Genomic DNA, 23,291 nt, shown 5'->3' with positions numbered 1-23,291 from the left:
CTTAAAAAATACATGACCATCTTTGTTTATTTTTAGTTTTCTTTTTTATCAACCAAGTGTAAAAAGAATTGAAGAAGATATTCAAAAAAGCTTATCCGATAAATCTGTAAGATGAATCACATAAATGATTAAGCAGAAAAACTCTGAAAAACCAATCTGTCATCAGATTGGCGCCAAAAAGAAACCTCGTTTTTGTAAAGCAGAGAGAAAAGTAAAAGTTAAGATATTTTAGGCAATGTAAAAAGATATTCTTTTTAAAAGAAAGCAAACTATAAACAATGGAAGAAGTATTGTGTGTTCTAATCGCAATAAAGACGTACAACCCAATAAAAAAATTAAATCTCATAAAACTAAACAATGTGATCTGCTCATTGCAGGGGGGGCAGCTGTCGGTTTAACCCTAGCGATAGCACTCAAGCAAACAGCCCCTACTCTGAAAATAAAAATCGTTGATGCTGCTCCACAAGGAGATACCCCTGCTTCTAACATACGAACCATTGCCCTTGCTGCTGCTTCTATTCGTATGTTAAAACAATTACAATGTTGGGAACCTATAAAACCCTATGCGCAACCCATTCATTCAATGATCATCACAGATGCAAGCACTAGTGATCCTGTCAAACCCACCCTTTTAACCTTTGAAGGCGACATTACCCCCGGTGAGCCCTTTGCTGCTATGGTAGAGCATAGAGAACTCATCAACACTTTAAAAAAACGTGTCAAAGATCTCAATATCCCTGTTATTACAAACACGCGTGTCATTGATTTTCATCAAGAACACCAACATACAACCGTCACTTTAAATAATGAAGAGGTTTGGCAAACAAAATTGCTTATTGCAGCTGACGGAGCCCATTCGAAATTACGCCAAAAAGCTGGTCTGAAAAATTTTTCTCATCCCTATAAACAAACAGCAATCATCTGCACAGTTGAACATGAAAAACCCCATAATGGTCAAGCAATTCAACATTTTTTACCTGCCGGTCCTTTTGCTCTTCTCCCTCTCAAAGGCAACCGATCCGCCATTGTGTGGAATGAAGATCATAAAACTGCGCAATATTATCTCAAAGCTGATGCACTTATTTTTGAAACAGAACTCGAAAGACGCATTGGCCATCGGTTAGGCAAACTCTCTTGGGATGGCGAACGTCAAGCTTTTCCTTTGAGTCTTTCTTTAACACGTCAATGCGTTAAACCACGTTTTGCTCTCGTTGGCGATGCCGCCCATACCATCCACCCCATTGCAGGACAAGGACTCAATTTAGGATTACGCGATAGCGCTGCCCTCGCTGAAGTGATTATTGAAACAGCACGACTAGGTCTTGACATTGGCTCCCTCACGGCTTTAGAGCGCTATCAAAGCTGGAGACGTTTTGAAATTGTCCGTATGGCTTTAAGCAATGATTGGCTTAATAAACTCTTTTCTAATGATAGCCTTCTTTTACGGATGCTCCGCGATACCGGCCTTGGAATCATTAATCAAGCGCCAAAAATAAAAAAATACTTCATTCAAGAAGCTGCCGGACTCACTCCAAATGCCCCACGTCTTCTACACGGCTTCCCACTTTAAGAAAAAATTCATACTATTTTACAACCTTTGCCTTCCTCCTTCAAAGAACAAAAAATTCCTATCTCATCCAATCTGTTTACAAGCCGGATTCCTGTCGAGTAATTTTCTCTTGACTTCCTCCTCCCATATTTCACTCAACATAAGACTCGACAAGCAAGCTACATTATGAGAATATTCACTACGCACTGAAAAAAACGTTTAATGTCTCAAAGAGGTTGTTGCTTTATATCACCACACCTTAAAAGAAGCCATTTCACGGCATAATAAAATAAACAAGACTTTTTAGCACACAACACTTTTATTTATAATAATAAGTTCATTGTTCTCATATTGAGTGAGAAATCTAAAGATCATAAAATACCCTTATTTCAAATCTCTCTCATGTTGAAGCAATCAAAATCATTCGCTTGCACATCACAAGCGAAAGTGTCGTATAAATAAAACAATTAAACAAAGCGACAAAAGCCTCCCTCTCTCAAGAACTAAGGACTTTAGCAATATTGGAGGCGAGTAAAGTGTATAAGGACGCCGGCTTATACTTTTTATTGAAGTAAAAATGGTGTGTACAATGGATTTTATATGATCATAGGAACTTTTACATTAATATTATTCACGAGAAGCGCCATAAAATAAGCTTAGTTGCATTGAAAAATTTTTCTTTTAAAAAAGCGCGTAAATTGGAAACACAAATGCATTCCGTTTGGGGCATTCTGTTTCTCAGACAAACCCTTTAACTTATTGTGGAATACCACACAATTTTAGAAAAAATATTCCGATATATAACAAAGTGTTCCGCACGCTATACCATCACACACAATTGTAAACCTGCATACCCCCCCTATTTCACACCATAAAAGAAGATAAACCGCAATAGAAATGATCCAATCCTTTTATTTTCAAATACACTCTTTATTCATTATTCATAAACGCTCATAAATGAATTTTAATCACAAACGCTCAGAAATATGTCATAAATTCTATAAACCCCATAACAGCCATAGAAATTTTCCATTTTCTACACACTCACTCATCTCAACTAACGATAAATAAAGTAAATTCCTCATATATAATCTTACAGAAAAAAGCCCAAACAAAATCTATAACATCAGGCTTGTTCTACAGAACAGTATTTCAAAAATATAAGTATGCTAATTTATTAACATATTAATTGATAAAATTATCATTTTACATATTGAGTTAAAATCCCTATGCAATAAATTATTCTCATTTCGACCATTTTTGTAAATAATCAATAAAACTCTTTATTTACATAGACTAAAAAGAGCAACGTTAATGAAACGATAAAAAGAAGTAAAATACCCCCCTCTCTCAAATGCCAAAAGCAATTACAATATTTCAACCTGGCATCATCATTATGCTTGCCAGATTATGACAACAAGACCTTTTGCATTTAAATAAATTTGTTCACGCTCCCTATTGTCGTATTTGGTAACTCAATACTTTAATATATTTGTTCAGTATGTTTATACAATCAAATTACCCAAAAGAGCATACTTCTTGCATTTACATTCCTTAGTATTCCCTTATCTTGTAAATATCGCACACGTGTTACGTTACTTCGAGTTCATCAAGTGTATACCCATTCTCCAACCACTCTTTAATCCACTTAGGTCTACGTCCACGCCCATTCCATAATTCCCATTGGTTATTGGGATTTCTATAATGGCGCTCTTTGCTCACAAGATCAGCGATATCAATTCCATGGGCATTAGCAATTTCAAGAATTTTTCGTCGCGCATTTTGCTTTTCCTTTGCTTGCCGTTTTTTTAATTCCACATCGATTTGTGTACGCATCTCTTGTAGTTCATCAAAATTCATATTCTTGAGATCATTCACCTTAATTACTCCCCTTGCAAAAAAGAATTTCTTTTTGCCATATTTTAAACACAATTATAGACAATTTCTGTCCATTTATTATCGAAATTAAAATTACGATACATATATCACTTTGACGGAGATGTGCTTTGAGCCACAAAGAACTGTTTATTGGTATATCAACTACCACCACTGCATCTTTTTTCAGTTCAATTACTGGAACTACTAAATGCAGTGCTCAAACACCATCACACCTCTCTGACTCTCATGAATCAGTAGTCAAAAGTAAATATAAATCGTCACTCTATAAATTATGGCAATACGCAACAAAGAACAAGCCCTCTCTGTATAATGATAGTGTAGTTCATTATAACAGTAAAACCTCCCCTTACACACAACGGCTTTTTACTTCGTATAAATTTTTTTTGAAAAAATTTTTGCAACTAGAGAATTATATAAAACAAGCAGCTTCAATACAGTATCAAAGATTATTATTTTTTAAAAGCAGCGCCTTTTTTCGTGATTCCAATAATATTGGTTGGCGTAATGTGCTCTATTTTATTCCACACTTTTATCTTGTTGGTTGGATATTCGCATATATTAGAAATATTCTTAGAAGAAAACAAAGCAATAATCACAAGGAATATTCTAAGCTAAACAGTCTGGTTCTACAAATTTATAAAATCAAAAGACAACGAGAAAAAGCACCACAAAGAATTAGCATTTGTATTAATAAAATTCTTCGTAATAAGGTGTATTGCTAATGATTGTTCCAGATTTCACATTTTTTGCTGCTGCATACATATCCAATACGCCCCCCATAGCATTTTCAGTTATCGCCAAACAAGAAGCGCGGGACAATGTCTATGTAACAGATGATAAAGATAACTTGTTCTATCAATCATCTCAGCTTAAGGAAACAATCGCAACAGCTGAACAGAGTGAACATAATTTTAACATAATTTTAGGGCAAATTGGTGTTGGAAATGTGAAATTGTTTTCTCTTTTTGATGCATTTGATTTTTGCAGAAATCTTACAGCTGCACAAAGCGCTTTAACTTACTGCTATGAACAAACAACATCAAAGTGCGTCTTTGAAAAAGCGACTTTACAGTCTGTGCTGAATTTTTACAATACAGAAAACTCAAGCCACACCCGTATGCAAAAAGTTACTTCATATATTGGAGTAAAAGCTGCTGTACGAGGAAATGAAGACTTGCAGGATCCTGTAAAACTTAAAAAAGAAGAACCAGAACAGACAACTAAAGTAGATTCTCTTCCTCTCTCTTCAAAAGGAGAAGAAGATGCATTTACACATAAAGAAAGTAGCGCCCGCGATGCTTTTTCAGCTGAAGATTTTTCTTCATCGAGAAGATTGCTAGAGTGAGGACTGATATTTTCACGAAACTCCAGAAATTTGATAGGATATTATAATGAAGGGTAGATAAGAAAATGTTAAAGCTCTAATTAGTAAGATTGAACAAAATCTCTTCTAATTGAGGGCAAAGATAATGAAAATGATAGAACAAAACAGCGTTGATATAGCATTTAGTCAAAAAGCAGCACGTGAGATTACAGTCGTGATGCTTTCAGAAAGAGAATGGTATTTCACGTTTATTTCCGACGATCCAATCACCGGAAAGCCAAATAAATATACGTTACTTACACAAAGAGGAAAACTAAGAACTTGGGCTGATCCAAAATATCTTTTTAAGTTTCTTCATGAACGAGGGGTCATTTGTGGGAGTTTTAATCTTAATCAGGATAAAGAACATGAAACAATTAAATATTCTTCACACAACAGCTCGTAATAAAATTGCTGCATTTTCTGCAGCTTTAACCGTATTTTTTACGAATAGTTCTGCTCATGTACAAGCCGCAACAACTTTACAAAATGCAGAGACAGCTCTAACAGGGTTACAGGCAGACTTAAAAGTGATTATACCTATCGCTGCTGCCGTTATACTTTTATGTTTGGCAATTGGTTATGCAGGACGCTATATCGGAAAAGATACATTTGTACGTTGGGCAGTAGGTGTTGTCATCGCAGGTTCTGCAACCCAACTTGTTACTCTGCTATTTAAAACAACGCCATAATGGCATTAATTACAAATTATAAAACACAATATGTTTATTTATATAAAAATATTATCTAGATTTTAACAAGAGTTAAATATGCAAAAATTAATTGATCTCAAATCAGAAAGTAATAACAAAATCATCGCAATTTCTGCAGCTATGACTGCATTCTTTATGAATAGTTCTGCTCATGCACAAGCCCAAGTGACAACTTTACAAAATGCGAAGACAGCTCTAACAGATTTACAGGCAGACTTAAAAGTGATTATCCCTCTCGCTGCTGCCGTTATACTGTTGTGCTTAGCAATTGGCTATGCAGGACGCTACATCGGAAAAGACACATTTGTACGCTGGGCAGTCGGTGTTGTCATCGCAGGTTCTGCAACCCAACTTGTTACACTGCTATTTAAAACAGCATGATAATGGCATCAATTACAAATACAATATGTTTATTTATATAAAAAATATTATCTAGATTTTAATAAGAGTGAAATATGAAAAAGTTAATTAATCTTCAATCGAAAAGTAACAACAAAATCATCGCAATTTCTGCAGCTATGACTGCATTATTCATGGATAGTTCTGCTTACGCCGCCGCAGGCGTTTTAACAAATGCAGAGACCGCTCTAACAGGTTTACAGAAAGACTTAAAGGTAATTATCCCTCTCGCTGCTGCTGTTATACTGTTGTGCTTAGCAATTGGTTATGCGGGACGTTACATCGGAAAAGACACTTTTGTACGCTGGGCAATAGGTGTTGTTATCGCGGGTTCTGCAACCCAACTTGTTACACTGCTATTTAAAACAGCGTAATAATGGAATCAATTATAAAACACGGTATGTTTATTTATATAAAAAATATTATCTAGATTTTAATAAGAGTGAAATATGAAAAAGTTAATTAATCTTCAATCGAAAAGTAACAACAAAATCATCGCAATTTCTGCAGCTATGACTGCATTATTCATGGATAGTTCTGCTTACGCCGCCAACGCAACGGCTTTAACAAATGCAGAGACCGCTCTAACAGGTTTACAGAAAGACTTAAAGGTAATTATCCCTCTCGCTGCTGCTGTTATACTGTTGTGCTTAGCAATTGGTTATGCGGGACGTTACATCGGAAAAGACACTTTTGTACGCTGGGCAATAGGTGTTGTTATCGCGGGTTCTGCAACCCAACTTGTTACACTGCTATTTAAAACAGCGTAATAATGGAATCAATTATAAAACACGGTATGTTTATTTATATAAAAAATATTATCTAGATTTTAATAAGAGTGAAATATGAAAAAGTTAATTAATCTTCAATCGAAAAGTAACAACAAAATCATCGCAATTTCTGCAGCTATGACTGCATTATTCATGGATAGTTCTGCTTACGCCGCCAACGCAACGGCTTTAACAAATGCAGAGACCGCTCTAACAGGTTTACAGAAAGACTTAAAGGTAATTATCCCTCTCGCTGCTGCTGTTATACTGTTGTGCTTAGCAATTGGTTATGCAGGGCGCTACATTGGAAAAGATACATTTGTACGGTGGGCAATCGGTGTTGTCATCGCAGGTTCTGCAGCCCAACTTGTTTCACTGCTATTTAAATAGCATCAATTACAAATACAATATGTTTATTTATATAAAAATGTTATCTAGATTTTAATAAGAGTGAAATATGAAAAAGTTAATTAATCTTCAATCGAAAAGTAACAACAAAATCATCGCAATTTCTGCAGCTATGACTGCATTATTCATGGATAGTTCTGCTTACGCCGCCAACGCAACGGCTTTAACAAATGCAGAGACCGCTCTAACAGGTTTACAGAAAGACTTAAAGGTAATTATCCCTCTCGCTGCTGCTGTTATACTGTTGTGCTTAGCAATTGGTTATGCAGGGCGCTACATTGGAAAAGATACATTTGTACGGTGGGCAATCGGTGTTGTCATCGCAGGTTCTGCAGCCCAACTTGTTTCACTGCTATTTAAATAGCATCAATTACAAATACAATATGTTTATTTATATAAAAATGTTATCTAGATTTTAATAAGAGTGAAATATGAAAAAGTTAATTAATCTTCAATCGAAAAGTAACAACAAAATCATCGCAATTTCTGCAGCTATGACTGCATTATTCATGGATAGTTCTGCTTACGCCGCCGCAAGCGTTTTAACAAATGCAGAGACCGCTCTAACAGGGTTACAGACAGACTTAAAAGTGATTATCCCTCTCGCTGCTGCTGTTATACTTTTATGCCTAGCAATTGGTTATGCAGGACGCTATATCGGAAAAGACACATTTGTACGGTGGGCAATCGGTGTTGTCATCGCAGGTTCTGCAGCCCAACTTGTTTCACTGCTATTTAAAACACAGTAATAATGGCATTAATTACAAATAATATAACACGATACGTTTATACAATAGACAATCAGTATTATTATCGTTCCCTCTACAGCCAAACTTACTGCAATATTATTGAAAGGTAATTTATGAATCAGTATAATACGTAATGTTTTTAATATCCGTCGATTATAGGTTTGTACCAGTAATAATGTAGCCATACTGAAAAAAGGAATATTATTTATAGTAGCTTTAATTAAAAGGGGATAAAGAATATGAAACAATCAAATATGTTTCAAGCGAAGGCATGCAACAGGATTAATGTTATTATTATCACTTCAATAATGTTATTAATAATGAAATCTGCATATGCTCAGACGGAAACTGAAAGCTTGGATGCCTTCATAGGAATGCAATATGGATTAAGTATACTTATTCCTATCGTTGCTGGTATCATTCTTTTATTACTTTTGCTTATTTATATATTTCGCATCATCGCAAGAGCTACATTTATGCGATGGGCATTCAGTGTCATTATTGCTGGTGCAGCCTTTTATATTAGCCACATATTATTTTACCTCCACTAACAAGAGCACTCCATGAAATCGCAAGAAAAAAAAGAATTCCCCCTATTCAAGGGAGCAACACGTGTTCCAACGATATGGGGTGTCCCCATGATGCCATTTATCGTTATGGTTATGGGGGTCGCTGTTATTGCCATGACAGTAAGTATCTTTTTGTGGATTATGGCACCTCCATTATGGTTCATTATGGTGCAAATTACTAAAAACGATGATAAGGCGTTTCGTATTTGGTGGTTATGGATCGATACTAAGTTTCGCAATCGCAATAAAGGTTTTTGGGGCGCATCAAGTTATAGTCCCTCTGATTATAGTAAAAGGAGATAAACATGACAGCTGTTGAAAGCAGCAAACGCCTTGCATCAGAGACACCTGTAAGCCTGTTTCTGCCTTATTCACATCATATTACAGATACGATTATTTCTACTAAAAGTGCGGAATATTTGTCAATTTGGAAAATTGATGGGCGTTCGCATCAAAGCGCTTCAGAAGAAGATATTTTTCAATGGATAAAAGAGCTTAACAATACTCTACGGGGTCTTGCATCAGCCAATTTATCATTTTGGACGCATATTGTGCGCCGTCGTGTTTATGAATATCCCGATTCAACATTTGATCAAATGTTTTGCTATCAACTTGATGAAAAATATCGGCAAAGCTTTACTGGTTATAATTTGATGGTCAATGATTTATATCTGACTGTTATTTTTCAACCGATAGCAGATAAAATTATGTCGTTCTTTTCTCAACATGAACGAGAAACGCTTGATCAGAAAAAGATGCGACAAGACACATGTATCAAAGAACTCAATGACATCAACCGTACTTTAGGCCAATCTTTAAACCGTTACGGTGCAGAACTTCTTGGTGCTTATGAAAAAAATGGGCATGTTTATTCTTCTGCACTTGAATTCCTTGGAATGCTTGTCAATGGTGAATATCGCCCTATGCCAATTTGCCATGACCGTTTTTCCGACTATATGTCTATCAATCGACCTTTTTTCTCAAAATGGGGTGCTCTTGGTGAACTGCGAACAACCAGTGGAATGCGTCGATTTGGAATGCTGGAAATTAAAGAATATGATGCAACAACCAAACCAGGACAATTAAATGTTTTGTTGGAAAGTGACTTCGAGTTCGTATTGACGCAGAGCTTTTCAGTACTCTCTCGACATGCTGCTAAAGACTATTTACAACGGCATCAGCGTAATCTTATTGATGCACGAGATGTAGCAACGAGCCAAATTGAACAAATTGACGAAGCACTAAACCAGCTTATCAGTGGGCATTTTGTCATGGGAGAACATCACTGCACATTGACTATCTATGGTGATACAATTCAACAAGTACGCGACCATATGGCCAAAGCGAGTGCAGCATTACTAGACGTTGCGGTACTGCCCAAACCTGTAGACTTAGCGATAGAAGCTGGCTATTGGGCACAACTTCCTGGCAATTGGAAATGGAGACCACGTCCTGCTCCGATTACATCATTGAACTTTTTATCATTTTCATCTTTTCATAATTTTATGTCAGGAAAACCCACTGGCAACCCATGGGGACCAGCCGTCACAATTCTTAAAACAACCAGTAAAACACCGCTTTATTTCAATTTTCATGCCTCCAAACTTGAAGAGGACTCGACAGATAAACGTTTACTTGGTAATACCGCACTTATCGGACAATCTGGTTCCGGTAAAACCGTGTTACTCGGCTTTTTGTTAGCACAAGCACAAAAATTTAAGCCGACAACTGTTGTTTTTGATAAAGATCGTGGCATGGAAATTGCCATTCGGGCTATGGGTGGAAAATATTTAACATTCAAGCCAGGCAGGAGAAGTGGTTTCAATCCTTTCCAACTCCCACCCACACAAGAAAATCTTATTTTTCTGAAACAATTTGTTAAAAAATTGGCAGAAGCTGGTGGTGAGATCACGCATCACGACGAGGAAGAAATTAACAAAGCGGTTATGTCTGTTATGAGCAGTAACATTGACCAATCACTCCGTCGTTTGTCCTTTCTGGTACAATTTTTACCAAATCCGCGTTTAAGTGATTATAATGCTCATCCTTCTGTTCATGCTCGCTTACTAAAATGGTGTGAAGGTGGTGATTATGGATGGTTATTTGATAATCCCCATGATGCTCTTGATCTCTCAACACATCAAATTTACGGCTTTGATATCACGGAATTTTTAGATAATTTTGAAACTCGCACTCCAGTGATGATGTATTTGCTTTACCGTACAGAAGGCATGATTAGCGGACAGCGATTTATGTATATCTTTGATGAGTTTTGGAAGCCTTTGCAAGATCCGTACTTTGAAGATTTAGCGAAAAATAAACAAAAGACTATCCGTAAACAAAATGGTATTTTTGTTTATGCAACACAAGAGCCTAGCGATGCCTTGGAAAGTAATATTGCCAAAACACTCATTCAACAGTGTGCAACTTACATTTTTCTAGCCAACCCCAAAGCAAACTATGAAGATTATACAAAAGGCTTTAAACTAACAGATACCGAATTTGAACTCGTTAAAGGACTTGGTGAGTTTAGTCGCCAATTCCTCATTAAGCAGGGTGATCAATCTGCGCTTGCAGAACTGAATCTTGGTAAATTCCATCTGACACGCGATGGAAGAACCATCGAACACGACTTTAGTGACGAGCTCTTGGTGTTATCAGGTACACCTGATAACGCAGAATTAGCCGAAAGCATTATCGCGGAAGTCGGTGATGATCCAGCAATATGGTTGCCAATTTTCTTACAGCACGCAAAAAATGACAGGAGGGAAACATGAAAAAAAAGGTCATTTCAATAGTAGTTGTAATAACTTTAGGGATTTCAAACCCAGCAATGGCCTGGGTTTTTGGCGCTGGAGCAGCGGATTTGTCAGCATCAATTCCAACGACGTGGCCCAATTTTTTTGGGAGTTCAAAAAGATCAAAGAAAACACCTCCACAACAAAAGAAAGCGCCACCTGATGCCCAACTTCTCGATATGCTAAAAAAACAACTTGAGGAAACAAAAAAGATATACGAATCTATAACGGGAAGCCAAAAGTTCGACACTAAAAAACTTAAAAGTGCACAAACAGATCATAGCAGTTTTTTTCTCAAAAATCCAGAAACGCTCTACAATAGAAATGAATCTTCAGCGCTATCTACATCACTTAAAAAGATTTTAAAAGAAGAAGAAATTCCTATTTCTATCCATGAATCTAGCAGTTTTATCAACGATCGTATTCAATATGCAGCCATCACTGATAAAGCCGTAAGTTTAAAGACTTTTGAAGAAGCAAACTATCGTTTTCAGCAAATTGAAGAACTATTAAATGAAATCAAGACAACAAAAGATCTAAAAAGTATTGCTGAGTTACAAGCATATATAATTGGAATGCTCGCTAAGCTACAAAATGAAACAGCAAAACTACAAATGGTCGCACATTTACGCAACGCTGAACATGCACTTATCAAACAGCAGAAGGACAAACATAACATAAAAATTTTAAATAGTAAAAACACGAAAATGCCTACCATAAGATTTATTAGATAAAGCTTTTTGTAACAATATTTCGTTGTATTATTTTTCTTGTATGCTCGAAAAAAGAAAAAGTTAATGTATAATATTCAGTCCTTTCTCATAGACTGAAAAGGTCTACGAAATTTAATTCCATCCTAAAAAAATCAACGAAAAATGCTTAAAAATCATATAAAAAGTTGAAAATTCATTAAAGAGGAATTCCATGGACTTTACAGTGTTCACGCAACTTTTCAATAAAATTGATCAGATAACAAAAACATATCTCACGGATATTTCCTCAAAAACAATCGCTACAATTACACCCTTTGTTTCAATCGGTATCACAATTGCTTTCATCATCTATGGTTGGCTCATCATTCGGGGCCCTATAGATATGCCTCTCTCCGGATTTGTAAATCGTTTCCTACGGATCAGTATTATTACTTCAATAGCTCTTACCACAGGACTTTATCAAAATGAAATTGCGGATTTGATAACACAAATGCCCTATGAGTTATCAAAAGCACTCATAACAAATCCACTCAATGATACACAATTAATGAATTTACTGNTACGGATAAGTATTATTACTTCAATAGCTCTTACCACAGGACTTTATCAAAATGAAATTGCGAGTTTGATAACACAAATGCCCTATGAGTTATCAAAAGCGCTCTTAACAAATCCACTCAATGATACACAATTAATGAATTTACTTNCTTCAATAGCTCTTACCACAGGACTTTATCAAAATGAAATTGCGGATTTGATAACACAAATGCCCTATGAGTTATCAAAAGCGCTCATAACAAATCCACTCGATAATACACAATTAATGAAATTACTGGACACAACAGCAACCAAAGGATTTCAATATGCAGGACGTCTTTTCCAAGAAACCGTCTTCTTCGAAGGCAATGGTCTGCTTTACAGTCTCTTAGGCATCATCATCTTGTTGGCAACAAGCCTCGTAGTCGCAATCGGTGGTGGTCTCGTGCTCCTAACAAAAATCGCTATTACACTTCTCGTAGGATGGGGACCNCAGCAACCAAAGGATTCCAATATGCAGGACGTCTTTTCCAAGAAACCGTCTTCTTCGAAGGCAATGGTCTGCTTTACAGTCTCTTAGGCATCATCATCTTGTTGGCAACAAGCCTCGTAGTCGCAATCGGTGGTGGTCTCGTGCTCCTAACAAAAATCGCTATTACACTTCTCNAACCAAAGGATTCCAATATGCAGGACGTCTTTTCCAAGAAACCGTCTTCTTCGAAGGCAATGGTCTGCTTTACAGTCTCTTAGGCATCATCATCTTGTTGGCAACAAGCCTCGTAGTCGCAATCGGTGGTGGTCTCGTGCTCCTGACAAAAATCGCTATTACACTTCTCGTAGGATGGGGACCTCTCTTCATCGTTGCTTTGCTCTGGCAACCAACTCATCGCCTTTTCGAGCAATGGATAATCCAAGTCGTCAATTATATAATCCTCTTTCTACTCTTAGCANAAATCGCTATTACACTTCTCGTAGGATGGGGACCTCTCTTCATCGTTGCTTTGCTCTGGCAACCAACTCATCGCCTTTTCGAACAATGGATAATCCAAGTCGTCAATTATATAATCCTCTTTTTACTCTTAGCCACTGTATTTAATCTGATGATGAATATCTTTGCAAACTATTTGAGCGATATGAAACTCGATTACGACCAGAATATAAGCTTCATGTTTGGGGGAGCTCTCATCTTGTCCATTATATCCATCATGCTGTTACTCAAACTATCAAGCGTTGCCAATTCTCTCGCAAAAGGCATTACATTTGGACATCTATGGAGACATAGAAACTAGAGGATATAAAAGCAATGGTTCCCGTAACAGACGCCCTTAATACCCATGTGACAAAATAACAAGAATATCCAATCCTACAGTAAAAAATATTCGCACTGAAATTGAGCTCTTTTCATAAATTAAAATGGAATAAAAAAGTAAAGNTTTGAGCGATATGAAACTCGATTACGACCAGAATATAAGCTTCATGTTTGGGGGAGCTCTCATCTTGTCCATTATATCCATCATGCTGTTACTCAAACTATCAAGCGTTGCCAATTCTCTCGCAAAAGGCATTACATTTGGACATCTATGGAGACATAGAAACTAGATGAGATAAAAAGCAATGGTTCCCGTAACAAACGCCCTTAATACCCATATGACAAAATAACAAGAATATCCAATCCTACAGTAAAAAATATTCGCACTGAAATTGAGCTATTTTCATAAATTAAAAAATGAAATTAAGAAAAGATCAATTATCGCAAACTATACACTTTACTTTAATGTCAAAATAATAATAATGACAACAAATATCAGGATATATATATAACAATAAAAAAGAGTTATATTAAAATGAAGTCGATTATTCTTGTAATTTTGATTGCAAACCTTTTATCGGCTTGTGCATTAGCACCAAAGCTAAAACAGCCAAATGATAGGAACCGTGTANACAGACGCCCTTAATACCCATGTGACAAAATAACAAGAATATCCAATCCTACAGTAAAAAATATTCGCACTGAAATTGAGCTGTTTTTATAAATTAAAATGGAATAAAAAAGTAAAATAATTACACACAACGTACTTTACTTTATGTTCAAAATAATAATAATGACAACAAATATCAGGATGTATATAACAATAAAAAAGAGTTATATTAAAATGAAGTCGATNACAACAAATATCAGGATGTATATAACAATAAAAAGAGTCATATTAAAATGAAGTCGATCATTCTTGTAATTTTGATTGCAAACCTTTTATCGGCTTGTGCTTTAGCACCAAAGCTAAAACAGCCAAATGATAGGAACCGTGTGCCTATTAATAAAACAATCCCTGCCGAAATCAAGCGAGGAGACAGATGAAAAAGCGATTTATTATAACAGGAATGATCACCCTTTTGGGAATGCTGAATCTAGCTCCAGCATATGCAAATAGCAAAGATGTGGTGTATGATAGAAATAACGCAGACACCTACCGAACAAAAGACGGTCGAATGTATACTACATATCATGGCTTGTCAGATTCAACACGCACTAGAGATGTTAAAGTTAGACGTAAAACAAAGCCAAAATCACCTAAAAAGTCGCGACCTGCTTCAACGCCACAACCTGCTTCAACGCCACAACCTGCTCTATCAGCAGAATATTCGGAAATCCTTCAGCTTTTAAAAAAAGAGGAAATTATTGAGCTCTTAACAAAACAGCTTGAGTTGAAAAAAAAACAAGTTTCACAAATAGAAAAAGCCTATCAAGCTATAACAAAGAATCAGAAAACTGAACCTAAAAAAATTGAATTTTCTAGTTNTCATTCTTATAATTTTGATTGCAAACCTTTTATCGGCTTGTGCATTAGCACCAAAGCTAAAACAGCCAAATGATAGGAACCGGGTGCCTATTAATAAAACAATCCCTGCCGAAATTAAGCGAGGAGACAGATGAAAAAGCGATTTATTATAACAGGAATGATTACCCTTTTGGGAATGCAGAATCTAGCTCCAGCAAATGCAAATCAAACAGGTGCAAGCGTATCTTTCGAACCCTCATCACCAGCTGCAGTCTCACCACCTGCTCCACCAGCAGAATATCTGGAGCTTATTAAGCTTTTAAAAAAAGGAGAAATTATTGAGCTCTTAACAAAACAGCTTGAATTGAAAAAAAAACAACTTTCGCAAACAGAAACAACCTATCAAGCTATAACAAATAGTCAGAAAACTGAACCTAAAACAGTAGACTTTTCTAGTGNCGTGTGCCTATTAATAAAACAATCCCTGCCGAAATCAAGCGAGGAGACAGATGAAAAAGCGATTTATTATAACAGGAATGATTACCCTTTGGGGAATGATAAATTTGGCACATGCAGTGAATATTGAGGGATCTCATATAGATCGATACAGGAAGACATATATTCCACAAGCACGTACTCCAGCGAAACCATCTGCTCCTGCAGTGAATGTTGGTAACCCTCATCTAGATTCATACAGGCATACATATGTTATACCACCAAGTACTCCAGCGAAACCACCTGCTCCTGCAGTGAATGTTGGTAACCCTCATCTAGATTTATTCAGGCATACATATGTTACACTACCACGTACTCCATCGAAATCACCTGCTTCACCGAAATCACCTGCTACACCAGCAGAATATCTGGAGCTTATTAAGCTATTAAAAAAAGAGGAAATTATTGAGCTCTTAACAAAACAGCTTGAGTTGAAAAAAAAACAACTTTCGCAAACAGAAACAACCTATCAAGCTATAACAAAGAATCAGAAAACTGAACCTAAAACAATTGACGTTTCTAGTTTTTTTCTCAAAGAGCCTGAACTGCTCTATAAGAAAGATAAGCTTTCAAANAAACAATCCCTGCCGAAATCAAGCGAGGAGACAGATGAAAAAGCGATTTATTATAACAGGAATGATCACCCTTTTGGGAATGATAAATTTAACTCTAACGTCTAACTTTAGTTGGGGTTCTGGAACTCAAGGTTCAACTGTCCAAACTCCTCCCCCTTTTCCAGAAGCAGAATATCTGAAAATTATTGATTTGTTAAAACAACAAATTAAAGCAAACGAAGACCAGATCGAAAACACGAAAAAAGTCTATCAGTCTATAACAGGAAATAAACAAATAACAAGAGAAAAGTTATCGAAATTTTTATTAGAATATTCGCCTTTTTACCCACCTACCCACAAAACATACACGCGTTTATATGGGAAAAACTTCGAAGCTTTTGGTTATTTCGAACGGCCTATGACTCAAATTAAAGGAGAGGAGTGGAGAGCCCTCCTCGCGGAGACACAACATAAGATAATATACGATATACTTAATGCGCGTCTTAAATATAGTGGAGTTATCGATAAAGCTGTAAGTTTGCAAGCTTTCCAAGATGCAGAGAACCGCTTTACACAAATTGCCGATTTCTTAAAAGATATAGATAAAACAAAAGATCTGAGAGAAGTTTTCGAGCTGCAAACACGTATCAGAAACATGTCAGCGGTACTCCAAAATGAATATACAAAGCTACAAATGGTCAGAAATTTAAGCAGTAATGAAGAGTTTCTTATCGAAGTACAAAAACGTATATTGTATAAAAAAGTTATGAACAATGCCCTCAAAAATGTGCCTCAAATAAGATTTTAGCCACTAAAGCTCTTTACAAGATTTGCTTTTTTTTCATGAAAACAAAAGCAAATGTAGAAGGTTCAGTACTATCCGAACATNGCTCTATAAGAAAGATAAGCTTTCAAGGGAATCATATCAAAAGGTATTAGAGGAAGAAAACAAAATTTCTGGGACTTTTGATCAAGTAGGTAACTCTATTTTTGCCCGTTTAGAATTTATATCGGTTCTAGATAAAGCTATAACTTTAAAAACTTTTGAAAACGTAGAAAAGCGTTTTAAATACCTTAAAGCGCTATTCGATGAACTTCAAACAAAAGAAAACCTGAAAGAAATTGCAGATCTTCAAGCACATATCGATGGTTCGTTAGCCATGATCCAAAATGAATCTATAAAGATGCAAATGGTAGCGCATTTACGTAATGCCGAGCGNAGGAATCATATCAAAAGGTATTAGAGGAAGAAAACAAAATTTCTGGGACTTTTGATAAAATGGGCAAAGCTATTTCGGAGCGTTTACAATTTGCATCGATACAAGATAAAGCTGTAAGTTTAGAAACTTTTGAAAACGTAGAAAATCGTTTTAAATACCTCCAACATCTATTAGATGAAATTCAAAAAAAAGAAAACCTGAAAGATATTGCAGATCTTCAAGCACATATCGATGGTTCGTTAGCCATGATCCAAAATGAATTTATAAAGATGGAAATGGTAGCGCATTTACGTAATGCTGAGCAATCACTTATCAAAAGGAAAAGACGCGAACTTGATATGAAAATTTTTGACCATGAAAAAAACGGGATGCCTACCATACGATAAAAACAAAAGCCAATGTAGAAGGTTCAGTACTATCCGAACAATTCAAAGAGGCACAGAGATTTTATCAAAGCCAAGATATCGTAATGAAAATACTTAGGTAATGTATAAATGCGAATAACGCGTTTAGCATGTATCTATGTTTCAAGGTGATAAAAAGTTGAAAATTCGTTAAAGAGGAATTCCATGGACTTTACAGTGTTCACGCAACTTTTCAATAAAATTGATCAGATAACAAAAACATATGTCACGGATATTTCCTCAAAAACAATAGCTACAATTACACCCTTTGTTTCAATCGGTATCACAATCGCTTTCATCATCTATGGTTGGCTCATCATTCGTGGCGCTATAGATATGCCTCTCTCCGGATTTGTAAATCGTTTCCTACGGATAAGTATTATTACTTCAATAGCTCTTACCACAGGACTTTATCAAAATGAAATTGCGAGTTTGATAACACAAATGCCTTATGAGTTATCAAAAGCGCTCATAACAAATCCACTCGATAATACACAATTAATGAATTTACTGGATAAAGCAGCAACCAAAGGATTCCAATATGCAGGACGTCTTTTCCAAGAAACCGTCTTCTTCGAAGGCAATGGTCTGCTTTACAGTCTCTTAGGCATCATCATCTTGTTGGCAACAAGCCTCGTAGTCGCAATCGGTGGTGGTCTCGTGCTCCTGACAAAAATCGCTATTACACTTCTCGTAGGATGGGGACCTCTCTTCATCGTTGCTTTGCTCTGGCAACCAACTCATCGCCTTTTCGAGCAATGGATAATCCAAGTCGTCAATTATATAATCCTCTTTCTACTCTTAGCAACTGTATTTAATCTGATGATGAATATCTTTGCAAACTATTTGAGCGATATGAAACTCGATTACGACCAGAATATAAGCTTCATGTTTGGGGGAGCTCTCATCTTGTCCATTATATCCATCATGCTGTTACTCAAACTATCAAGCGTTGCCAATTCTCTCGCAAAAGGCATTACATTTGGACATCTATGGAGACATAGAAACTAGAGGATATAAAAGCAATGGTTCCCGTAACAGACGCCCTTAATACCCATGTGACAAAATAACAAGAATATCCAATCCTACAGTAAAAAATATTCGCACTGAAATTGAGCTGTTTTTATAAATTAAAATGGAATAAAAAAGTAAAATAATTACACACAACGTACTTTACTTTATGTTCAAAATAATAATAATGACAACAAATATCAGGATGTATATAACAATAAAAAAGAGTTATATTAAAATGAAGTCGATCATTCTTATAATTTTGATTGCAAACCTTTTATCGGCTTGTGCATTAGCACCAAAGCTAAAACAGCCAAATGATAGGAACCGTGTGCCTATTAATAAAACAATCCCTGCCGAAATTAAGCGAGGAGACAGATGAAAACAAAACAAGCAAAACCAGTGAAAGCCGAACAACTTAGAAGTTATTATGAAGAAAGCCGTGGCTTAGAACGTGATCTTATCAATGAATTTATAAGGTCGCGCAGAACGGCATGGCGTGTCGCGAGTACTGTGGGTCTTTTTGGCTTATTCGGTATGATATGTGGAGTTGTTGGATTTTCTCAACCAGCTCCAACTCCCTTAGTATTGCGCGTTGATAATACGACGGGTGCAGTTGATGTTATCTCAATCATGCGTGAACACGAAGAAAGCTATGGTGAAGTTGTAGATAGGTATTGGCTAAACCAATATGTGCTTAACCGCGAAACTTACGACTACGATACCATTCAACTGAACTATGACACAACCGCACTTTTAAGTGCGGCATCTGTTCAACAAGAATATTATAAAATCTATGATGGAGAAAATGCACGGGACAAAGTGCTTTCCAACAAAGCACGTATCACAGTTAAAGTACGATCAATCCAGCCTAATGGACTCGGTCAAGCAACTGTACGTTTTACGACTCAGCAACTTGACAGCAACGGTGCTGCTACTGGACCAAAACAGCACCAGATTGCAACAATTGGTTACACCTATATCGGTGCACCCATGAAATCATCTGATCGATTGCTTAACCCCCTTGGTTTTCAAGTAACAAGTTACCGTTCTGACCCAGAAATACTGTTGAATGATTAAGGAATTGATTGTTATGAAAAAACTTGCGTTCGTTGTTCTATTGTCTTCGTTTTCTTCTCTTTATACGGTACCTGTGCAGGCGCTCAAAAGTCCATCAAATTCACAATATGATCACCGCATTCGCTATATAACATATAACGAAGCCGATGTGGTTCAAATTGAAACAGTTCTTGGTGTGGCAACACATATTATTCTTGAAGAAGGTGAACAGTATATAACTCATGCCTTTGGCGATTCTGAAGCCTATGCCTTTGCTCATAAAGGGCGGCATATTTTTATTAAACCAAAAGCAGAGCTTGCCAATACCAATCTCATCGTTGTAACTGACAAACGGAGTTACAAATTCCGACTACAGTTTCGGAATGACCGTGCGGGATCAACTTATGAATTGGCTTTCCATTATCCCGATTCAAACGATGAAAAGTCAGAAGAAAACAATCGACGCCTTGCGATTGAACGTGGTTTTCACCAAAGCGTCAACGGCTATAATCTCAGTTATACCATGAGCGGTCACCAAGATATTGCTCCGATAAATGCTTGGGACAATGGGCGCATTACTTATTTCAAATTTCCCGCTAACATGGATATGCCATCGATTTATGTCGTAGATGCTGAAGGAAATGAAAGCTTAATACCACGCACCGTTATCGGCAGTTCTAATGATATTATCGCCGTTCATAAGGTCAATCCTAAATGGCTCATACGGCTTGGTAAACGCGCTCTAGCTGTTTTTAATGAAGCCTATGACCCCAATGGCGGCGTACCAAACACAACAGGGACAGTATCTTCGGTGGTTTATCGTATCAATAAAGGAGGAAAATGATGTTTGACAATAAGGAAGGAGAGGGAAAAGGTACAAAACTGGACAACGTCGAGCAAAAACATATTGAAGGTGCCTATGGAGGGTCCGAACTAGGTTCTGAACGTCGTCCGACAATTCCAGGTACCCGTGCATTGTTAGTGGTAGGACTTATTGTCATAGTAACGATACCGATTGCATTGACTTGGAAAGCTTTTACAATGCGTAATACCGTGGAAGTTGAGGAAGAAAAACCACAACAAATAGTACAGCAAATTATACCAAACTACGTCCCTCGGATTATAGAAGAGCCAAAGACTGTAGAAGAAGCAGAAAAATCAACACAAATAGAAGATTCAAACCTAGATATTCCACCGGCCTTGAGTAAGCTTCTTCAAACAGCCATTCCTCCACATATGCTCCAAGATTCTGAAGAATTAGCACGCAAACGTATGCTCAGTTCTAGCCTTAACAACGGTGGTAGCGAAGGATCTACAGATACGAATAATAAAGCATCGAATAATGATACAGGTAATGGCGCATTATTTGATAACCTTCAGCCCGTGCGTTTAGGTCAATCACATGCGATGCAACTTCGTAACCGTGACTTTTTGATTACACAAGGAACGCAAATAGATTGTACGTTAGAAACAAAGATCATTACATCACAACCCGGAATGACGACGTGCTATTTAACACGCGATATTTATTCCACAAGTGGACGTGTTGTTTTGCTTGACCGTGGTTCTAAAGTCGTTGGTTTTTACCAAAGTGGCATACAACAAGGACAAACGCGCGTGTTTGTGCAATGGTTACGCATCGAAACGCCTTCTGGTGTTGTTGTCAATCTTGACTCACCAGGCACAGGTCCTCTGGGTGAAGCGGGTATTGGTGGCTGGGTTGACAGACATTTTTGGGAGAGATTTGGTAGTGCAATTATGGTAAGCATTATCGGTGATTTAGGAGAATGGGTAAGAGGAAAAGTTAATAAAAGCAGCAAAGAAAATAAAGAGAATTCACAAAATAAAGATGCTCAGAATGCTGAATCTATAGCAATCGATGTTCTTCAAAATTCCATCAATATCACACCAACACTTTACAAAAACCAAGGCGAACGAGTAAATATTTTTGTTGCTCGTGATCTGGATTTCAGCAATGTCTACAGTCTCGTCACACGTTAACCCGATACAGAAAGATCAAGCAGTTTTTCAGCTTCTGCAACCGCTTGATTGTTTCTTAGAAGATCCCACGATCACTGAATTATCGATTTGCCGCCCCTGTGAAGTATGGACGAAAAGCTTTAAGGGTTGGCAAGTACATAGCGTACCAGAGTTAACAACCACTTTTTTGCAAACGCTTATTACAGCTATTATCGTTTATAACGATATGGCTCCCAGAAGTATTAATTATGTGCTCTTGCCTGGTGGACAACGTGGTACAATTATACAAACACCAGCTGTTGTTGATGGTGCTCTTTCCTTTGTAATTCGTAAACATTCTCTTATAGTTAAGACGTTAGAAGAACTCAAAGAAGAAGGGGCATTTGACGATTTTTCTGATGTAAGTTTTAATAAGCCTTCAGCAAAAGAAGCCAATAACTTGTTATCGAAGCAGGACTTCACACGGTTGGAACCATTTGAAATTCAACTTTTGCAACATAAACGTGATGGAAAAATTCTTGAATTTTTACAAGAATGCGTCCTTCACAAACGCAACATTATTATTGCGGGTAAAACAGGATCTGGTAAAACAACATTTGCCCGCTCTTTAATTGAAAAGGTTCCTGTAGAGGAGCGTATTATCACAATTGAAGATGTTCATGAGCTTTTTCTACCCAATCATCCCAATCATGTACATATGATTTATGGTAACAATGTAGGCCGTGTTTCAGCTGAAGAGTGTCTAGATGCGTGTATGCGTCAGTCGCCCGACCGAATTTTTCTCGCTGAATTGCGAGGCAATGAAGCATGGGAATATCTCAATTCGCTCAACACTGGCCATCCCGGATCGATTACAACGACGCATGCCAACAGCGCTTTGCAGACATTTGAACGATGTGCCACCTTGATTAAGAGATCAGAAGTTGGCCGGCAACTCGAGTTAGAAATGATAAAAATCGTTCTCTATACAACAGTTGACGTAGTGTTGTTCTTTAAAGATAGAAAACTCTCTGAAGTCTTTTACGACCCAATTTTTGCTAAATCAAAAATCGCTTAAGGGAAGCTTCCTCTCTCGGTAATATGATACAAACAAACAATAGCCGTAACTAATTGTTACGGCTATTTATTTAACTTTTCCTATTCTCTTTTCTTTTCCAATGGATCTTCTACACTCTTCATGAATAAAAGAAGAAAAAAGTTAATAGACAACAACTCTACGAGAAAACCAAATTATACATAAGGCTCTCTCTATTCTCTTACCTTTGATCATTCTTCCCATTTATCTTTTGAAAAAGTATGTTTAATGCAAAAAAAATAGCTATAA

General features: G+C 36.8%; 28 protein-coding genes and 2 pseudogenes. 29 read left to right on the top strand and 1 reads right to left on the bottom strand.

Going from position 1 to position 23,291, the window contains the following annotated elements:
• Positions 1 to 292 precede the first annotated feature (292 nt).
• Positions 293 to 1,570 carry a ubiquinone biosynthesis hydroxylase gene (locus tag ACFIK7_RS01645; protein ID WP_375658026.1) on the top strand — a complete coding sequence of 426 codons (1,278 nt, stop codon included), beginning with the start codon at positions 293 to 295 and terminating at the stop codon, positions 1,568 to 1,570.
• Between the two features lie 1,569 nt (positions 1,571 to 3,139).
• Here the strand turns inward: ACFIK7_RS01645 and ACFIK7_RS01640 are convergent.
• Positions 3,140 to 3,427 carry an H-NS family nucleoid-associated regulatory protein gene (locus ACFIK7_RS01640; RefSeq protein WP_015857007.1) on the bottom strand — a complete coding sequence of 96 codons (288 nt, stop codon included), beginning with the start codon at positions 3,425 to 3,427 and terminating at the stop codon, positions 3,140 to 3,142.
• Between the two features lie 128 nt (positions 3,428 to 3,555).
• Between ACFIK7_RS01640 and ACFIK7_RS01635 the strand changes: the two genes are divergently transcribed.
• The 28 genes and pseudogenes from ACFIK7_RS01635 to virB11 all read left to right on the top strand — a co-directional run bounded on the left by ACFIK7_RS01635 (position 3,556) and on the right by virB11 (position 23,024).
• The gene (locus ACFIK7_RS01635; protein ID WP_375662811.1) at positions 3,556 to 4,170 is read left to right on the top strand and encodes a hypothetical protein; all 615 of its coding nucleotides are present in this window, start codon (positions 3,556 to 3,558) and stop codon (positions 4,168 to 4,170) included.
• Positions 4,170 to 4,793, top strand: coding sequence for a TrwN protein (locus tag ACFIK7_RS01630; protein WP_375662810.1), 624 nt, complete (start codon positions 4,170 to 4,172; stop codon positions 4,791 to 4,793). The genes ACFIK7_RS01635 and ACFIK7_RS01630 overlap by 1 nt, the downstream gene beginning before the upstream one ends.
• Before the next feature lie 124 nt (positions 4,794 to 4,917).
• Entirely contained in the window at positions 4,918 to 5,217 is a 300-nt protein-coding gene (gene korA, locus ACFIK7_RS01625) for a KorA family transcriptional regulator (RefSeq protein ID WP_015857010.1), read from the top strand.
• The gene (gene trwL / locus ACFIK7_RS01620; RefSeq protein ID WP_375662809.1) at positions 5,180 to 5,503 is read left to right on the top strand and encodes a VirB2 family type IV secretion system major pilin TrwL; all 324 of its coding nucleotides are present in this window, start codon (positions 5,180 to 5,182) and stop codon (positions 5,501 to 5,503) included. Before korA ends, trwL (ACFIK7_RS01620) begins: the two co-directional genes overlap by 38 nt.
• A gap of 78 nt (positions 5,504 to 5,581) precedes the next feature.
• A complete protein-coding gene (trwL, locus tag ACFIK7_RS01615; protein WP_375662808.1) occupies positions 5,582 to 5,905 on the top strand; it encodes a VirB2 family type IV secretion system major pilin TrwL in 324 nt (107 codons plus the stop codon).
• A gap of 74 nt (positions 5,906 to 5,979) precedes the next feature.
• A complete protein-coding gene (trwL, locus tag ACFIK7_RS01610) occupies positions 5,980 to 6,297 on the top strand; it encodes a VirB2 family type IV secretion system major pilin TrwL (protein ID WP_375662807.1) in 318 nt (105 codons plus the stop codon).
• Positions 6,298 to 6,372: 75 nt separating this feature from the next.
• Positions 6,373 to 6,693: a VirB2 family type IV secretion system major pilin TrwL gene (gene trwL, locus ACFIK7_RS01605; RefSeq protein WP_375662806.1), complete on the top strand. Its 321-nt coding sequence runs from the start codon at positions 6,373 to 6,375 to the stop codon at positions 6,691 to 6,693.
• Positions 6,694 to 6,768: 75 nt separating this feature from the next.
• On the top strand, positions 6,769 to 7,083 hold the full coding sequence (gene trwL, locus ACFIK7_RS01600) for a VirB2 family type IV secretion system major pilin TrwL (RefSeq protein ID WP_375662805.1): 315 nt from the start codon (positions 6,769 to 6,771) through the stop codon (positions 7,081 to 7,083).
• A 67-nt stretch (positions 7,084 to 7,150) separates the two neighbouring features.
• Positions 7,151 to 7,465, top strand: coding sequence for a VirB2 family type IV secretion system major pilin TrwL (trwL, locus tag ACFIK7_RS01595; RefSeq protein WP_375662805.1), 315 nt, complete (start codon positions 7,151 to 7,153; stop codon positions 7,463 to 7,465).
• Positions 7,466 to 7,532: 67 nt separating this feature from the next.
• The gene (trwL, locus tag ACFIK7_RS01590; protein WP_375662804.1) at positions 7,533 to 7,850 is read left to right on the top strand and encodes a VirB2 family type IV secretion system major pilin TrwL; all 318 of its coding nucleotides are present in this window, start codon (positions 7,533 to 7,535) and stop codon (positions 7,848 to 7,850) included.
• A gap of 239 nt (positions 7,851 to 8,089) precedes the next feature.
• Positions 8,090 to 8,401, top strand: a complete 312-nt coding sequence (locus tag ACFIK7_RS01585) for a conjugal transfer protein (protein WP_375662803.1) — start codon at positions 8,090 to 8,092, stop codon at positions 8,399 to 8,401.
• 12 nt (positions 8,402 to 8,413) lie between these two features.
• Positions 8,414 to 8,722, top strand: a complete 309-nt coding sequence (locus tag ACFIK7_RS01580) for a type IV secretion system protein VirB3 (RefSeq protein WP_175869113.1) — start codon at positions 8,414 to 8,416, stop codon at positions 8,720 to 8,722.
• Between the two features lie 2 nt (positions 8,723 to 8,724).
• Positions 8,725 to 11,196, top strand: a complete 2,472-nt coding sequence (locus ACFIK7_RS01575; protein WP_375662802.1) for a VirB4 family type IV secretion/conjugal transfer ATPase — start codon at positions 8,725 to 8,727, stop codon at positions 11,194 to 11,196.
• Complete coding sequence (locus ACFIK7_RS01570; RefSeq protein ID WP_375662801.1) at positions 11,193 to 11,951, top strand: type IV secretion system protein; 759 nt, start codon at positions 11,193 to 11,195, stop codon at positions 11,949 to 11,951. Before ACFIK7_RS01575 ends, ACFIK7_RS01570 begins: the two co-directional genes overlap by 4 nt.
• A 190-nt stretch (positions 11,952 to 12,141) precedes the next feature.
• Positions 12,142 to 13,047: a type IV secretion system protein gene (locus ACFIK7_RS01565; RefSeq protein ID WP_375662800.1), complete on the top strand. Its 906-nt coding sequence runs from the start codon at positions 12,142 to 12,144 to the stop codon at positions 13,045 to 13,047.
• A gap of 142 nt (positions 13,048 to 13,189) precedes the next feature.
• Positions 13,190 to 13,756: pseudogene (locus ACFIK7_RS01560) on the top strand (type IV secretion system protein); the annotation flags it as partial.
• Positions 13,757 to 14,311: 555 nt separating this feature from the next.
• Positions 14,312 to 14,407, top strand: a pseudogene (locus ACFIK7_RS01555) (TrwH protein); the annotation flags it as partial.
• Positions 14,408 to 14,679: 272 nt separating this feature from the next.
• Positions 14,680 to 14,823, top strand: a complete 144-nt coding sequence (locus ACFIK7_RS01550; RefSeq protein ID WP_273791747.1) for a TrwH protein — start codon at positions 14,680 to 14,682, stop codon at positions 14,821 to 14,823.
• 459 nt (positions 14,824 to 15,282) lie between these two features.
• Complete coding sequence (locus tag ACFIK7_RS01545) at positions 15,283 to 15,399, top strand: TrwH protein (RefSeq protein WP_375662855.1); 117 nt, start codon at positions 15,283 to 15,285, stop codon at positions 15,397 to 15,399.
• Between the two features lie 949 nt (positions 15,400 to 16,348).
• Positions 16,349 to 17,101, top strand: coding sequence for a type IV secretion system protein (locus tag ACFIK7_RS01540; RefSeq protein WP_375662799.1), 753 nt, complete (start codon positions 16,349 to 16,351; stop codon positions 17,099 to 17,101).
• Positions 17,102 to 17,123: 22 nt separating this feature from the next.
• On the top strand, positions 17,124 to 17,537 hold the full coding sequence (locus ACFIK7_RS01535; RefSeq protein WP_375662798.1) for a type IV secretion system protein: 414 nt from the start codon (positions 17,124 to 17,126) through the stop codon (positions 17,535 to 17,537).
• Positions 17,538 to 17,572: 35 nt separating this feature from the next.
• Positions 17,573 to 17,899 (top strand): type IV secretion system protein, encoded by a 327-nt coding sequence (locus ACFIK7_RS01530; protein ID WP_375662797.1) that lies wholly within the window; start codon positions 17,573 to 17,575, stop codon positions 17,897 to 17,899.
• Between the two features lie 183 nt (positions 17,900 to 18,082).
• Complete coding sequence (locus ACFIK7_RS01525; protein ID WP_375662796.1) at positions 18,083 to 18,928, top strand: type IV secretion system protein; 846 nt, start codon at positions 18,083 to 18,085, stop codon at positions 18,926 to 18,928.
• Positions 18,929 to 19,166: 238 nt separating this feature from the next.
• Complete coding sequence (locus tag ACFIK7_RS01520; protein WP_273790050.1) at positions 19,167 to 19,310, top strand: TrwH protein; 144 nt, start codon at positions 19,167 to 19,169, stop codon at positions 19,308 to 19,310.
• A complete protein-coding gene (locus ACFIK7_RS01515; RefSeq protein ID WP_273790051.1) occupies positions 19,307 to 20,008 on the top strand; it encodes a virB8 family protein in 702 nt (233 codons plus the stop codon). Before ACFIK7_RS01520 ends, ACFIK7_RS01515 begins: the two co-directional genes overlap by 4 nt.
• Before the next feature lie 13 nt (positions 20,009 to 20,021).
• Entirely contained in the window at positions 20,022 to 20,831 is an 810-nt protein-coding gene (gene virB9 / locus ACFIK7_RS01510) for a P-type conjugative transfer protein VirB9 (RefSeq protein WP_273790052.1), read from the top strand.
• Entirely contained in the window at positions 20,831 to 21,988 is a 1,158-nt protein-coding gene (gene virB10 / locus ACFIK7_RS01505) for a type IV secretion system protein VirB10 (protein ID WP_273790053.1), read from the top strand. The genes virB9 and virB10 overlap by 1 nt, the downstream gene beginning before the upstream one ends.
• Positions 21,963 to 23,024, top strand: a complete 1,062-nt coding sequence (virB11, locus tag ACFIK7_RS01500; RefSeq protein WP_375658008.1) for a P-type DNA transfer ATPase VirB11 — start codon at positions 21,963 to 21,965, stop codon at positions 23,022 to 23,024. Before virB10 ends, virB11 begins: the two co-directional genes overlap by 26 nt.
• Positions 23,025 to 23,291: the final 267 nt, after the last annotated feature.

The organism is Bartonella sp. CL266QHHD (genome assembly GCF_042195355.1).
Taxonomy (GTDB): domain Bacteria; phylum Pseudomonadota; class Alphaproteobacteria; order Rhizobiales; family Rhizobiaceae; genus Bartonella.
The sequence above is the reverse complement of the archived record's forward strand: the minus strand, read 5'-3'. Positions and strand labels throughout refer to the sequence as shown.